The following is a 13,526-nucleotide window of genomic DNA, read 5'->3' as shown; positions in this document are numbered from 1 at the left end:
ACTTATTTTTTTTCACTCAGCAGCTAAAAATCCCATATCATGCTGATTAATCATTTCTAGGGCAATTCCTCCGCCTCTTGCGACACAGGTAAGTGGATCATCTGCAATACTAACAGGCAAGTTTGTTTGATTATGAATTAGCTTATCAAGTCCCTCTAAAAGTGCACCACCACCAGTAATAACTAGGCCATTTTGTGCAATATCTGAAGATAATTCAGGAGGCGTTTGCTCAAGTGCAGTTCTTAGTGCACTGATTATCATTCCAAGAGGCTCACTCAAAGCTTCTAATATCTCAGAATTAGTGACTTCAAAAGCAACAGGAAGACCAGTAGAAACTGCGCGTCCTCTGAACTCGTTTTTTCGTATAATTTTTGATTCAAAAGCACTTCCAACTTCTTCTTTAATTTGCTCAGCAGTTGCCTCGCCGATAATAATGCCGTGGACCCTTCTTACAAATTTAACAATAGTGTCATCAAAAACATCTCCTCCAACTCTAAGGGAGTCAGAATAAACAATTCCATTTAAAGATAGTATGGCAATCTCAGAGGTTCCACCGCCAATATCAAGAACCATTGCACCTGAAGCCTCTTCAATGGCCATTCCAGCGCCAAGCGCTGCCGCCATTGGCTCCTCAATAAGGTAAACGTCTCTTGCTCCAGCGCCTACAGCACTTTCTTTGATCGCGCGCCTTTCAACTTGAGTGGCGCCGCATGGGACACAAATTAATACCTTAGGACTTGGGGAGAAAAAGCCTGCTTTTAAAACTTTTTTCATAAAGTATTGAAGCATTTTTTCAGTGACCTTAAAGTCAGCAATTACACCATCTTTCATTGGTCTAATAGCTTCAATTGAGCCAGGAGTTCTTCCAAGCATATTTTTTGCTTCTTGACCTACAGCTATGACTGTTGACTCTAAAGCACCTTTTTCATGCCTTAATGCAACAACTGAAGGCTCATTGAGGACTACTTTACCGTCCATATAAATAAGTGTATTGGCTGTTCCAAGATCGATTGATAGATTTTGGCCGTTGAATAAATTGAACATAAGGGAATCCTAGCAAAAAAATGATTAAAATGAAAAGAGATTATAATATATCTTGCTTTAATATACTAGACAATAGGTGAATCCAAATAAATATGATAATTAAACAAGACCATTTAGTACAGAGTATTCATTCTGCATTGCAGTATATTTCTTATTATCATTCACCTGATTTTATTAGTGCAATGGTTTCGGCTTATGAAAGAGAGGCCAATCAAAGTGCAAAAAATGCGATATCTCAGATTTTAATTAACTCTAAGATGTGCGCTCTGGGTAAGAGGCCAATTTGTCAAGACACTGGGATTGTTAATGTTTTTGTTGAAGTTGGAATGGACATTCAGTGGGAGTCTAAGCTTACCCTCGAAGAGATGATCAATGAAGGAGTAAGGAGGGCCTACAATGAGCCTGATAACCGCTTAAGGGCTTCAATCGTTAGTGATCCATTATTTAGTAGAAAAAATACTCAAGACAATACTCCTGCAGTTATCCACACCAAGTTAGTTAAAGGAAATAAATTAGATATTACGGTTGCTGCAAAAGGAGGTGGCTCTGAAAACAAATCAAAGTTTACAGTTTTAAATCCTGATGATAATCTGACGGACTGGGTTCTGAAAACAATTCCAACGATGGGTGCGGGTTGGTGCCCTCCAGGAATGATAGGTATTGGAGTTGGCGGAACTGCTGAAAAAGCCATGCTAATGGCTAAATCAGCGCTCATGGATCCAATTGATATCAATCAAATTAAAGATAAAAGTGATCCCACTGAAATAGAAGCGCTAAGAATTGATTTATTTAATAAGATCAATGAGCTCGGTATTGGCGCTCAGGGATTGGGCGGCTTAACAACGGTTCTGGACGTTAAGATTCAAGACTATCCAACGCATGCAGCTTCACTGCCAGTTGCAATGATCCCAAACTGCGCGGCTACGAGGCATGTCCACTTTACTCTAGATGGATCGGGAGTTGCTGAACTCCCTGAGGTTGATTTAAGTCTCTATCCAGATTTAGAGATGGACGTTTCTAAGTATACAAAAGTTGATTTAAATAATCTAAATCAGTCTCAAATGGAGCATTGGAATATTGGTGATACACTGCTACTATCTGGAACAATTATTACTGGAAGGGATGCTGCCCATAAGCGCCTTAAATCAATGATTGATAGCGGCGAGGGACTTCCTAAAGGCGTTAATTTTGATAACAAATTTATATATTATGTTGGACCAGTAGATGCTGTGGGTAATGAAGTGATAGGTCCAGCAGGTCCAACAACTGCGAGTAGGATGGATAAATTTACTGACATGATGCTAGAGAACACAGGAATTTTGGGCATGATTGGTAAGGCTGAGCGCGGCGAATCAACTATTAAAAGTATTAAAAAACATAAGGCAAGTTATTTGATTGCTGTTGGCGGCGCTGCTTACTTGATTTCTAAGTCCATTAAGAAGGCAAAAGTTTTAGCCTTTGAAGAGATGGGAATGGAGGCGATCTATGAACTTGAAGTTAAAGATATGCCAGTAACTGTTGCAGTTGATACTGATGGTGAAAATATCCATAATGTGCTAAACAATATCCCTTTAGCTTTTCAGAGTTAGATAAAGTTTTTAGTTGGCCATAGTGCGCCTTTAAATAGAACATTCCTAGCGTATAATTTTTTCTTGAAGTTGGCCGGATGGTCGCCGAGTGCAATTGCACTAGGAGGAAAGTCCGGGCTCCAAAGAGTAAAGTGCTAGTTAACGGCTAGGCGCAGTGATGCGACGGAAAGTGCAGCAGAAAATAAACCGCCTGTTTCGATAGGTAAGGGTGAAATGGTGAGGTAAGAGCTCACCGCGTACTTAGTGATAAGTGTGGCATGGTAAACCCCACTTGGAGCAAGCTCAAATAGGAAGGCATTGGCGCTGCTCGCGTTGTCTTCGGGTAGAGTGCTAAAGATGCTTGGTGACAAGTATCGTAGATGAATGACTATCATGACTTTGGTCATACAGAACCCGGCTTATAGGCCAACTTCAATTATTTTTTATAGTTCTTGTAAAGTTTATTTCTTAAGGTTATACTGTGATTTTTACAGTCAATTTAATCTTTATGACGTACGTTTACTTAGCGCTTGCTATTGTAGCTGAAGTAGCTGGAACAACGCTTTTAAAGGCTACAGAAGAGTTCACTAGACTCGTACCAACCACATTTTTGGTTATCTTCTACCTTATTTCTTTTTGGCTAATGACTCTTGCTTTAAGAGAATTGCCGTTAGGCGTGGTGTATGCTGTTTGGTCTGGTTTAGGTATTGTTTTGGTTGCATGTTCTGGGGCAATTATTTATAAGGAGATGCCAGATCTTGCATCATTTATTGGTATGGCGTTAATTATTTCAGGTGTGGTTGTGATGCACCTATTCTCAACATCAATTAAACATTAATTTATTATGACTATAGAATCAAAAAAATATCAAGTATCTGACGTTTTGAGCGAGAGAAGGGATAGGCCATCAGTAGGACTGATAGTTTTAAATACAGATTTTACCTTTGAGCGTGACTTTGTAAGAATGTACACAGAGCAAAAACCAGACTATGACTTTTATTTCAACCGAATTCATTTTGCAAACCCTATGACCCCAGAGTCTTTAGCGGCAATTGGTGATGATTTGACTGAAGCTGCAGCACTAATACTTCCTAATTATGATCTCGATCTAGTTGTATTTAATTGCACCTCTTCATCATCCATAGTTGGCGATGAGGCAATAGAGTCAGCAATTCATGAAAGTAAGCCAACTGCAAAAGTTCTTTCTACCTCTCAAGCGGTTGTTGCAAATTTTAAGGCGCGAGGCTTTAAAAAAATCAGCGTTTTAACACCTTACAGTGAAGAAGTTTCCTCTCTTTTGAGGGGTTATTTAGAGCTCAATGGTGTTGAAATGGTGTCTTCAATGCATATGGATATGGATGATGATAGAGATGTTGCTATGCTCCCTGCCGATGAAATCATTGCAGCAGCAAAAGCAGCAATTCATGAGGATGCGGATGCGATTTTTATATCGTGTACAGCAATGAGATCAGCAGAAATAATTTCTGAAATTGAAGCGGCTATTGGTAAACCAGTTTTTACTTCAAACCAGGCTACTTTTGATCAAATTTCTCAAATTATAGGTAGTCATACTTAGCTAGACTAAAGCATCTCTAAGGTCTGTAAAGTACTGATTAATATCATAAATTCACACAGAAGTGAATTTTTTTGGTAAATTAAATACCATTTAGAGTCATAATAGTTCCATGCATAAGCTTGATGAAAGAGACATTCAAATACTGGTTATTCTTCAGAAAGAAGGAAGAATAACTAAAACTGCTCTTGCAGAAAAACTTAATTTATCACTTACCCCTTCCTGGGATCGACTTCAAAGATTAGAGGAAGCTGGAATTATTGAAAGCTACGGCGCAAGACTGTCCTCTTCATTTTTAGACAATTTTCATCTAGTAATTACTGAGGTTGAACTTGAGAGTCATAAGCAAGGCCAGTTTGCACGATTTGAAGAAGCTATACTGGGCTTTGATGAAGTACTCTCATGTTGGTCTGTGGGCGGAGGCCTAGACTACATATTAAAAGTCCTTGTTAAAGACGTTACTGGTTACCAAGAATTCATTAAGAGAGTCTTAAAGGCAGATATTGGCATGAGGCGTTATTTCAGTTATGCAGTCTTGAATAAAATTAAAGATACTGATGTTATTCCTGAAGGCTTAATCAAAAAGTCAGACTTAGTGAAGAGAAACCTTACTTAACTAATAGTTTCCTGGGAACATTAGATAGGCATTCACCGCCATTACTTCCAACACGAATACTCTCAGTCATTTCAAAACCCCAGTTATCAAACCAGATCGCGGGCATAAAATGAAATGTCATGTTTTCTTCTAAAACTGTCTGATCAGTTCCTCGAAGACTCATTGTGCGCTCGCCCCAGTCAGGTGGGTAACTGCAACCAATAGGGTAGCCACATCGGTTATTTTTTTCATAGCCATATTTTTTCAGAGTCGCTGTAAAGTTGTCTGAAATCTGAGCGCAGGTATTGCCCGGCTTGAACATCTCGATAGCATTTATAATGCATTCATTAATAACCTTTTCAATGTCTAAGTACTGCTGAGGGGGCATTCCTAAAAATAAAGTTCTTGAGCAAGGGCAGTGATATCTTGCGTACGCTCCTCCAAGCTCTAAAAACATACCTTCATTATTTTTTAGTGGCTCATCATTCCATGTCATATGACAGGCCGCCGCTTCTTCTCCTGCGCCAATAAGAGGAACGAATGAGGCATAGTCTCCATAATGCCCTTGGTGTCCTTGAACGCCTGCGTGATATATTTCAGCAACCAAGTCATTTTTCTTCATTCCAGGTTCTGCCACCTGCATAACCCTTTCATAAACTCCTTCGATAACCTTACCTGCACGTTTCATGTAAGTAATCTCAGTTTCAGATTTAACGGCTCTTTGCCAGTTAACTAACCCTGTCTGATCACTGAAAGTTGCTGCAGGAAGTGAGCTATATAATGACTCTGCGGCTCTGGCAGAGAAATAATAGTTGTCTTTTTCTAGACCAATTCTTTTAGTATGCAGACCTTTCTCTTTTAGGATATTGGCAAGGAACTCCATTGGATGTCTCTCGGGGCTCATCACATAATCATCTGGATATGAGAGGATATTATTTAACTCAAGGTCTGTAGTAAGTTCTGCCCCTTTTGCATCAATCCCTCTGCCATACCAAAAAAGACTACCATCTGTTGTAATTACAACGCATTGATGAACATAAAATGACCAGCCATCATAACCCGTTAACCAGAACATATTAGCAGGGTCGTAAACAATTAAAACTTCTACGTTTAAAGCATTCATTGATTTGCGTGTCTTTAATTGTCTATCAAGGTACTCCTCTTGAGAAAATCTTCTTCTTTCTTGTTTCATTGTATTCTCCTAAAATTCTTAAGAAATTTCTTTAAATGCCTTCTCTAAATCAGCAATCAAATCCTCTACATCCTCAATTCCAGTTGAGTATCTGACTAAGCCTTCAGGTATTCCAGCAGCCTTTCGCTCTTCTGCGCTACACTCTACATGACTTGTCGTTAATGGAGGACCAACTACCGTTTCAACGCATCCCAAATTAGCCGCCATATGAGCATAGTTAAGTTTTGGTAAAAATTTCTTAATTGAATCTAGACCACCTTTAACAGAAAAACTTAACATTCCGCCGTATCCATCATTCATTTGTTCTTTAGCTATCTCATGCCCAGGATGAGATTCCAATCCAGGGTAATTAACCTGTTCAACCAAAGGATGATTTTGTAAATACGTTGCAATTAACATAGCGCTTTCATTTTGTCTTTCAACTCGAAGCTTTAATGTTTTCATACCTCTTAAGAGGCTATAGGCATCCATTGGAGCAAGGGTAGCGCCATTTATTTCACGGTAATGATAAATTTTCTTAACTAGGTCTTGATTGCCACAAATTATCCCTCCAAGAGCATCTGCGTGACCCCCTAAATATTTAGAGGCTGAATGCAGAGTAATATCAGCACCAAGCTCAAGCGGTCTTTGATTGATTGGAGTTGCAAATGTGTTATCAACAACGACTAGTGCACCTACTTTTTTAGCTGCCGCACTTAAGCGTTTGATATCTGTAATTTTAATGGTTGGATTGGTTGGCGTTTCTAAATATAACACCTTGCAGCCTTTAGCAATTTCACTTTCTATTTGCTCATAATTACCCGTTTCACAAAGACTAACATCAATATTAAGTGGCGGTAAAAATTCATTAAAAATGACATTTGTGCCCCCATAACTATCCTTGATTGAAACAAGGCGGTCGCCAGGCTTTAAAAAGGTGGCTAAGGTATTACTAATTGCCGCCATCCCCGAGGAAAAGCTAGTTGCCGCTTCAGCACCTTCAAGTTCTTTTACTTTATCCTCAAAAGCGCGGACTGTTGGGTTTGTATTTCGAGAGTATATATGGCCTTCAGCTTCACCTAGGGCAACTTTATGCCAAGTATCAATATCTTCGTAGGCAAATGAAACGCTGTGAACGACTGGTACTTGAGTTGAGCGCTCATATAGTTCGTGCTCTTGCTCTCCACCCCAAATACTTTGAGTGGATTGACCGATGTGTTTTTTTTCAAGCATAAGTAACCTCTTATAGTTGCGTTGAGTATAAAAAAAAATGATAATAAATCACTTAAATCCTATTTTCAAGGCAGCGCTTAATAAGCCTTTATCTTGATAAAAATTATTATACATCCACTTCGATGCTTTTGACAATCTTGAATTTTCATATTGATCGAGATTTCAATAAACTTAGAGCAGTAAATAAATATTGCTAAATTAATAGTTTCTGATATATTGCGAGTCTGCAATACACCACATTCAACTCTTTAAAACTATGAGTATATCTACCTCAAAAGAGTCAACTGACAACAAATCAACAATTGTTAAGTCTAACTTTCTTTGTGTGTTTTCCATACTTCTTTTTGCAACGGGCTTTCCTGCTGCTGAATATTTATTAAAGGACTGGGATGTTGTTAGCGTAATCACAGCTCGAAATGTTTTTTCCTTTATTTTAATTTTTATAATTTGGTTATTTATTGAAGGAATACAAAAAGTCAAATCTGCTAAATGGTTAAAGGGTTTTTTAATAGGCTTATCAGGATTTGGAATTGGGGCTTTTTTAATCCTTATGCTTCAATCATTAACAACACCAGTAATCGCAGCACTAGCTGTAGCCACAATGCCAGTTTTTGCTGTGAGTTTGGAGATGCTACTTGATGGACGTAAAATGACATTATGGTTTTTCTTTGGTGTCGTTCTAGTATTATTTGGTGGCTATATTGCTTCAGGCGCCTCACTAAGAGAGGATAATGTTGGCATAGCTGCTCTCATAGGAATTATTGGAGTTGCATTATTTGCATGGGGCTCCAGAGCAACAGTCAAAAGCCTTCCTGGCATGACTAACTTAGGTCAAACAGCAGTCACATCTTTTGGTATGGCGGGGCTATCAATAGTCTTATATTTTGTCTGTAGTGTATTTTTTGATTTAACTAATGCTACGTCAATTATTACTATTGAGCATTTAGGCTTAGTGCTTATTTACGCTTGGCTTGGGTTGGGAATTTCTCAAATTTTCTGGATAAAGGCTGTTAGTCAACTCGGAATTGGTTTGGCGTCATTTCATTTAAATGCTGTTCCATTCTACGTCATGTTTATGCTGTTTCTTCTTGGTGATAGCTGGATATGGCATCAAGCATTTGGAGCTTTAATCGTTATTTCTGGGGTTATATTAGCTCAACAAAAGTCTTCAAAGAAAAAAGCAGAATTTTTTGAGTTACCTTAGTTCTGCAAGGATTGCCCTGTCGAGCTTATTGAGATCTTTAAATGTTTTGATATTTGTAAAAGACTCTTCTAGCAACTTAATAATTCTATCCTTTTGGTCATATCCATGCTCCAGCAGTAAATATCCACCAATGTTAAGAAATTCTGCTGATTTGGTGATGATTTCTCTGATGTCATTAAGCCCATCATCACCTGAGACTAAGGCTTCAATAGGTTCATATTTTAAATCTTCTAAGTGAGGGTCATGCTCATTAATATACGGCGGGTTACTGACAATTAAATCAAATTTTGAAAGAGGTAATGGGTCAAACCAACTGCCACAATAAAAATCAACATATTTAGTTGAATTGAGTTTGGCAATATTCAGCGCATCAATCGACAGATCAGTGGCTGAAATCTTCCATTTTGGACGCTTTTCAGAAAGAGTTATGGCTATTATGCCGCTTCCAGTTCCTAGGTCTAGTAAGGTTATTTTTTTATTTTTATCAAACGTATCAAGTGCAATGTCGATTAATAGTTCTGTTTCGGGTCTTGGAATTAAAGTTGCAGGTGAGACTATAAAATCAAGATCATAAAATCCTTGAGTGCCTTTGAGATAGGCAAAAGGCTTGCCATTACTTCTTTGCTTAATTAAACTATCGAGTGTTTTAAGTTCTGCATTATTTAGCTCATAATCCAGATTTGAAAACAACTGCTCTTTAGTTTGTTCAAGTGCTAAACATAAGAGTTTTAATATATCTTTGACATCGATCTTAAGATAGTCTTTAGTCGATTTTCTTATAGACATGGAGTAAATTTAGGTTGCTTGAGATTGTAAAAAGCTTCTAATTTCTATGTAATATTTCATTTTTAATATTATATCAATAAGCGAGTTTTGGTAATTGGTTTATGTTCTATGGGATGATAATGTTATTTGTGAAAAGTAGCTGTATGTTAAATTTAGTTTTATACCAACCCGAGATACCCAGTAACACAGGAAGTCTAATACGTTTGTCAGCAAATATGGGTGCAAATCTTCACCTTATAAAGCCTTATGGATTTGAGATTAATGATAAGCGCTTAAGACGAGCTGGGCTTGACTATAAAGAGTTAGCTCAGGTTTATGAATATGAAAATTTTGATGACTACTTAGACAAAGCTAACCCAGCTAAACTCTATTTTGTAAGTACAAAAGTGAGTAGAAGCTATGCTGACGTTAAATACCACAGTGATGATTCATTTCTATTTGGCTCTGAAACTAAGGGTCTTCCAAAGGAGATAATGGATGAATATGATGGCATAACCCTACCTATGCAAAAAGGCTCGAGAAGTCTAAATCTTTCAAACTGTGTTTCAATCGTAGCATATGAGGCTTGGAGACAGGTTGGATTTTCTAACTAAGAATATATTTTTAGCTTAGCTCAAGTAATTGGTAAGCATTATTAAAGTCTTTAATTGAAACTTCATTTTTTCCAGCAAGCTGGACTCTCTTGAGGCTTAAGACGCCATTTCCAGTCGCAATATAGCAATTATTTTTACTTTGCTCAATGATTGTTCCTGGGATTTTTGAAGATTCATGTTGAACTTCATCAGCCTCAATAATTCTAATAACCTTGCTTTCGAATTGTTTAGCTTTTGCGTAAGTTTGAGCTATAGGTCTTGGATTAAAGGCTCTAATCATCAGGCTTATATTTTTCGCACTTTGATGCCAGTCTATTTGAGCTTCCCCTTTCACAATCTTTTTTGCATAAATCGCGTCTTTATTATTTTGAGGAGTAGCCTTTAATTCCTTTAATCGATTTAAAGCATTAAAAATTAATTCAGCCCCCATGATTGATAAAGATTCTGTGAGTGATTGAGAGGTCTCATTACTGGCAATTAAATATTTTTGTGTAAGTAAAACATCTCCAGTGTCAAGCCCCTCATTCATTTGCATTATTGAAATTCCAGTTTCTTTATCTCCTGAAAGGATCGCTCTTTCGATAGGGGCAGCTCCCCTCCATCTTGGTAGCAGAGATGCATGAATGTTAAGACATCCATGCATTGGAGTTTTAAGTGCATTACTTGGAAGTATCTGGCCATACGCTGCAACCACCATGATATCTGGGTTTAGTGAGGTCAATATTTTTTGATTTTGCTTACTACTGAAATCTTCAGGTTGAATAACTCGCAAATTATTTTCTTCTGCGTATAGTTTAACTGGGCAGGCTGTTAAAACCTTTCCTCTTCCTTTTGGCCTATCAGGTTGGCAATATACCCCAATTATCTCATGATCGGATTTATGAAGAATGGCTAGAGATTCGACAGCAAATTTAGGGGTTCCTGCAAAAACTATGCGCATTACTTAATGGATTTTCGCCCTGCTTTAATGGCAATTGAAATTTGATTTGGGGAGGTTCCACCTAGATGATTTCGAGAGTTAATAGAGCCTTCTAGAGAGATTACATCAAAAATATCTTCTTCAATTAAAGAGTTAAATTTTTTGAGCTCATTAATTGAAAATTCACTTAAGTCTTTACCTTCTTTGATTCCATAAAAGACAGCCTTACCAACAATATCATGCGCATCTCTAAAAGCTAAACCCTTCTTTACAAGATAATCTGCTAAATCAGTTGCAGTTGTATAACCTTTAAGAGCAGATTGATACATGTTTTCTTTGTTAGTTTTGATCGTTGGAACCATATCAGCAAAAACACGAAGACAAGAATAAATAGTTTCAACACTATCAAATAGCGGCTCTTTATCTTCCTGGTTATCCTTGTTGTATGCCAATGGCTGACCTTTCATTATTGTTAATAGGGAAATTAAATTACCAGTTACTCGACCAGTCTTACCTCGCACTAATTCTGGAACATCTGGATTTTTCTTTTGAGGCATAATGGATGAGCCAGTGCAAAAGCTATCAGGAAGAGATATGAATTCAAATTGTGCGCTTGACCATAGAATTAGCTCTTCAGAAAACCTTGAAAGATGCATCATAATTAGACTCGCATTTGAAGTAAACTCAATCGCAAAATCACGGTCACTGACAGCATCAATCGAGTTTAAGCTTATTCGCTCAAATCCTAAAAGTTCAGCAGTACGTTCGCGATTAATTGGATAACTAGTTCCCGCAAGAGCAGCGCTCCCTAATGGCATTGTATTAATTCTTTTAAAGCTCTCTTGCAGGCGCTCACGATCTCGCTTGAGCATCTCAAAATAGGCCAGTAAATGATGGCCAAAGCTAATTGGCTGAGCAGCTTGAAGGTGAGTAAACCCAGGCATAATCGTTTCTTTTTCTTGCTCTGCTAGATCAAGAAGAGCATTTAAAAGTCTTTCTAACTCTTTTGTAATTAGCCGTACTTGATCTCTAAGGTAGAGTCTAATGTCAGTCGCAACTTGATCATTTCGAGAGCGACCAGTATGAAGTTTTTTCCCTGAATCTCCACAAATTTCAGTTAACCTTGATTCAATATTCATGTGAACATCTTCCAGTTCAACTGACCAACTAAATTGATCATTAACTATTTCATCTTTGACTTTATCAAGGCCTTCAAGAATTTGTTTTAGCTCAGAGCTTCTAAGGACATTAACTTCATAGAGCATTGTTGCATGAGCAATAGAACCCTCAATGTCATAGAGTGCAAGAACTTTATCAAAGGTAACAGATGCGCCAAAAATTTTGACAAATTTATCTGTTGGCTGATTAAAGCGTCCACCCCATAAATGATTTTTTTTAGACTTCATAGTTCAATTTACTCTGTCATTAATACGAATTTCAATAACTGCACATTATTCCACTATATAGGCGATAAGTTACTGAAAATAATATAAAAACCTTTTTTAGGTGAGTATTGATTACTAAAAATATATTTTTTATCATTATAAATATAATTGGCAAAAGCCAACATTATTAATAAACACTCGATAAAATATTGTTGGTAGTAAATTGAATTGGAGACATTATCACAGTGCTTAAAATTGCAACACGTAAAAGCCCTCTGGCCCTTTGGCAGGCAGAGTTTGTTAAGTCAAGACTGCAATTTTTTAATCCTAATATAGAGGTTGAGTTGGTAAAAATGACTACTCAGGGCGATAAGATATTAAATTCACCACTTTCAAAGATTGGCGGCAAAAGTCTATTCATTAAAGAGCTCGAAATAGGTATTCTGGAAGGAAGGGCTGATATTGCTGTTCATTCTATGAAAGATGTTCCTTATGAGCTTCCAAAGGAATTCGAGGTTGGAGCAATTTTGGAGCGAGAAAATCCTTTTGATGCATTTGTTTCAAATGATTTTGATAGCATAAGTGAACTTCCACATGGAGCTAGAGTTGGTTCTTGTAGTTTAAGGCGTATAGTTCAATTAAAAGTATTAAGGCCTGATTTGACCATTTTAGATTTAAGAGGAAATGTTAATACTCGATTAAGAAAGCTTGATGAAGGTCAGTATGACGCTATTATTTTGGCATGCTCAGGCCTTATAAGGCTGGGTTTTGAAGGTAGAATTAAGCAGCATCTGAGCGCTGAAAAATCCTTACCAGCAGTTGGTCAGGGTGCTTTAGGTATAGAGATTAGAAAAGGTGATATGGACATAATTAGACTTATTGAGCCGCTTGTAAATAAAAAAACCATGAATGAGGTTTGTGCTGAAAGGGCAATGAATTCTACTCTTGAGGGTGGATGTTCAGTTGCAATTGGTGGCTATGCAACCAGTAATAACACTGAGATGAGACTTAAGGGTATGGTCGGTAATGTTGATTCTGGAGTTATTTTGAGGGTAGAAGAAAGTGGCGATATATCAAAGCCAAAGGTATTAGGTGAGCTTGTAGCTAATAAGTTATTATCTATGGGAGCAAAAGAGCTCTTAAACGAGGTTTAATTTGATTTTAACTAATAAACAATTAAATGTATATTTAGAAGAGCATAATGACTGGAGTATCGTTAATGAAAAGCTTTCTAAGACGTTTAAGTTTTCTAACTTTATCCAAGCTTTTGGTTTTATGACGGAAGTTGCAATTACCTCAGAAGCTATGGATCATCACCCAGAATGGTCAAATGTTTATAATAGAGTTGAGATTAATTTGATTACTCATAGTGAGGGCGGAATAACAAAGCTTGATACTGAGCTTGCTAAGAAGATTGACACTATCAGTAGCTCTATAAAATCATAAATAAGTTAA

Annotated in this window: 14 protein-coding genes and 1 other RNA gene; 9 read left to right on the top strand and 6 right to left on the bottom strand. The window is 37.4% G+C overall.

The features are described from left to right. Window positions 1-12: 12 nt before the first annotated feature. On the bottom strand, window positions 13-1,044 hold the full coding sequence (locus tag AC5YGD_RS06980) for a rod shape-determining protein MreB (protein WP_496141243.1): 1,032 nt from the start codon (window positions 1,042-1,044) through the stop codon (window positions 13-15). 92 nt (window positions 1,045-1,136) lie between these two features. Here AC5YGD_RS06980 and AC5YGD_RS06975 point away from each other — a divergent pair, with 92 nt between their 5' ends. The 5 genes from AC5YGD_RS06975 (at window position 1,137) to AC5YGD_RS06955 (ending at window position 4,801) form a co-directional block, all read left to right on the top strand. Continuing rightward, window positions 1,137-2,633, top strand: coding sequence for a FumA C-terminus/TtdB family hydratase beta subunit (locus AC5YGD_RS06975; RefSeq protein ID WP_496141242.1), 1,497 nt, complete (start codon window positions 1,137-1,139; stop codon window positions 2,631-2,633). Between the two features lie 65 nt (window positions 2,634-2,698). Then, an RNA gene (gene rnpB / locus AC5YGD_RS06970) (RNase P RNA component class A) lies at window positions 2,699-3,050 on the top strand. A gap of 70 nt (window positions 3,051-3,120) precedes the next feature. After that, entirely contained in the window at window positions 3,121-3,450 is a 330-nt protein-coding gene (locus AC5YGD_RS06965; RefSeq protein WP_416694719.1) for a DMT family transporter, read from the top strand. Between the two features lie 6 nt (window positions 3,451-3,456). Further along, window positions 3,457-4,188, top strand: coding sequence for an aspartate racemase/maleate isomerase family protein (locus tag AC5YGD_RS06960; RefSeq protein ID WP_496141241.1), 732 nt, complete (start codon window positions 3,457-3,459; stop codon window positions 4,186-4,188). Between the two features lie 109 nt (window positions 4,189-4,297). Then, window positions 4,298-4,801 (top strand): Lrp/AsnC family transcriptional regulator, encoded by a 504-nt coding sequence (locus AC5YGD_RS06955; RefSeq protein WP_271558748.1) that lies wholly within the window; start codon window positions 4,298-4,300, stop codon window positions 4,799-4,801. On the opposite strand, the gene AC5YGD_RS06950 is transcribed toward AC5YGD_RS06955, so the two are convergent. Continuing rightward, window positions 4,794-5,972: a M24 family metallopeptidase gene (locus AC5YGD_RS06950; protein ID WP_496141240.1), complete on the bottom strand. Its 1,179-nt coding sequence runs from the start codon at window positions 5,970-5,972 to the stop codon at window positions 4,794-4,796. The genes AC5YGD_RS06955 and AC5YGD_RS06950 overlap by 8 nt on opposite strands. A gap of 18 nt (window positions 5,973-5,990) precedes the next feature. Continuing rightward, window positions 5,991-7,184 (bottom strand): cystathionine gamma-synthase family protein, encoded by a 1,194-nt coding sequence (locus AC5YGD_RS06945; protein ID WP_496141239.1) that lies wholly within the window; start codon window positions 7,182-7,184, stop codon window positions 5,991-5,993. 256 nt (window positions 7,185-7,440) lie between these two features. On the opposite strand from AC5YGD_RS06945, the gene AC5YGD_RS06940 reads away from it, so the two are divergent. After that, window positions 7,441-8,388: an EamA family transporter gene (locus AC5YGD_RS06940; protein ID WP_496141238.1), complete on the top strand. Its 948-nt coding sequence runs from the start codon at window positions 7,441-7,443 to the stop codon at window positions 8,386-8,388. Here the strand turns inward: AC5YGD_RS06940 and prmC are convergent. Next, on the bottom strand, window positions 8,380-9,174 hold the full coding sequence (prmC, locus tag AC5YGD_RS06935) for a peptide chain release factor N(5)-glutamine methyltransferase (protein WP_496141237.1): 795 nt from the start codon (window positions 9,172-9,174) through the stop codon (window positions 8,380-8,382). The two genes, AC5YGD_RS06940 and prmC, sit on opposite strands and share 9 nt — an antisense overlap. Window positions 9,175-9,317: 143 nt before the next feature. Here prmC and AC5YGD_RS06930 point away from each other — a divergent pair, with 143 nt between their 5' ends. Then, window positions 9,318-9,767, top strand: coding sequence for a TrmH family RNA methyltransferase (locus tag AC5YGD_RS06930; RefSeq protein WP_496141236.1), 450 nt, complete (start codon window positions 9,318-9,320; stop codon window positions 9,765-9,767). A gap of 10 nt (window positions 9,768-9,777) precedes the next feature. On the opposite strand, the gene fmt is transcribed toward AC5YGD_RS06930, so the two are convergent. Together fmt and argH are read right to left on the bottom strand one after the other, a co-directional pair. Further along, window positions 9,778-10,707 carry a methionyl-tRNA formyltransferase gene (fmt, locus tag AC5YGD_RS06925; protein WP_496141235.1) on the bottom strand — a complete coding sequence of 310 codons (930 nt, stop codon included), beginning with the start codon at window positions 10,705-10,707 and terminating at the stop codon, window positions 9,778-9,780. Then, window positions 10,707-12,092, bottom strand: coding sequence for an argininosuccinate lyase (argH, locus tag AC5YGD_RS06920; protein WP_496141234.1), 1,386 nt, complete (start codon window positions 12,090-12,092; stop codon window positions 10,707-10,709). The genes fmt and argH overlap by 1 nt, the downstream gene beginning before the upstream one ends. 215 nt (window positions 12,093-12,307) lie before the next feature. On the opposite strand from argH, the gene hemC reads away from it, so the two are divergent. After that, entirely contained in the window at window positions 12,308-13,225 is a 918-nt protein-coding gene (gene hemC, locus AC5YGD_RS06915) for a hydroxymethylbilane synthase (RefSeq protein ID WP_496142367.1), read from the top strand. A 1-nt stretch (window position 13,226) separates the two neighbouring features. Next, on the top strand, window positions 13,227-13,517 hold the full coding sequence (locus AC5YGD_RS06910; protein ID WP_416686418.1) for a 4a-hydroxytetrahydrobiopterin dehydratase: 291 nt from the start codon (window positions 13,227-13,229) through the stop codon (window positions 13,515-13,517). Window positions 13,518-13,526: the final 9 nt, after the last annotated feature.

It is taken from the genome of Candidatus Pseudothioglobus sp. uisw_070, assembly GCF_059512545.2.
Note: the sequence above shows the minus strand (reverse complement) of the source record. Positions and strands in the feature narration are given on the sequence as shown.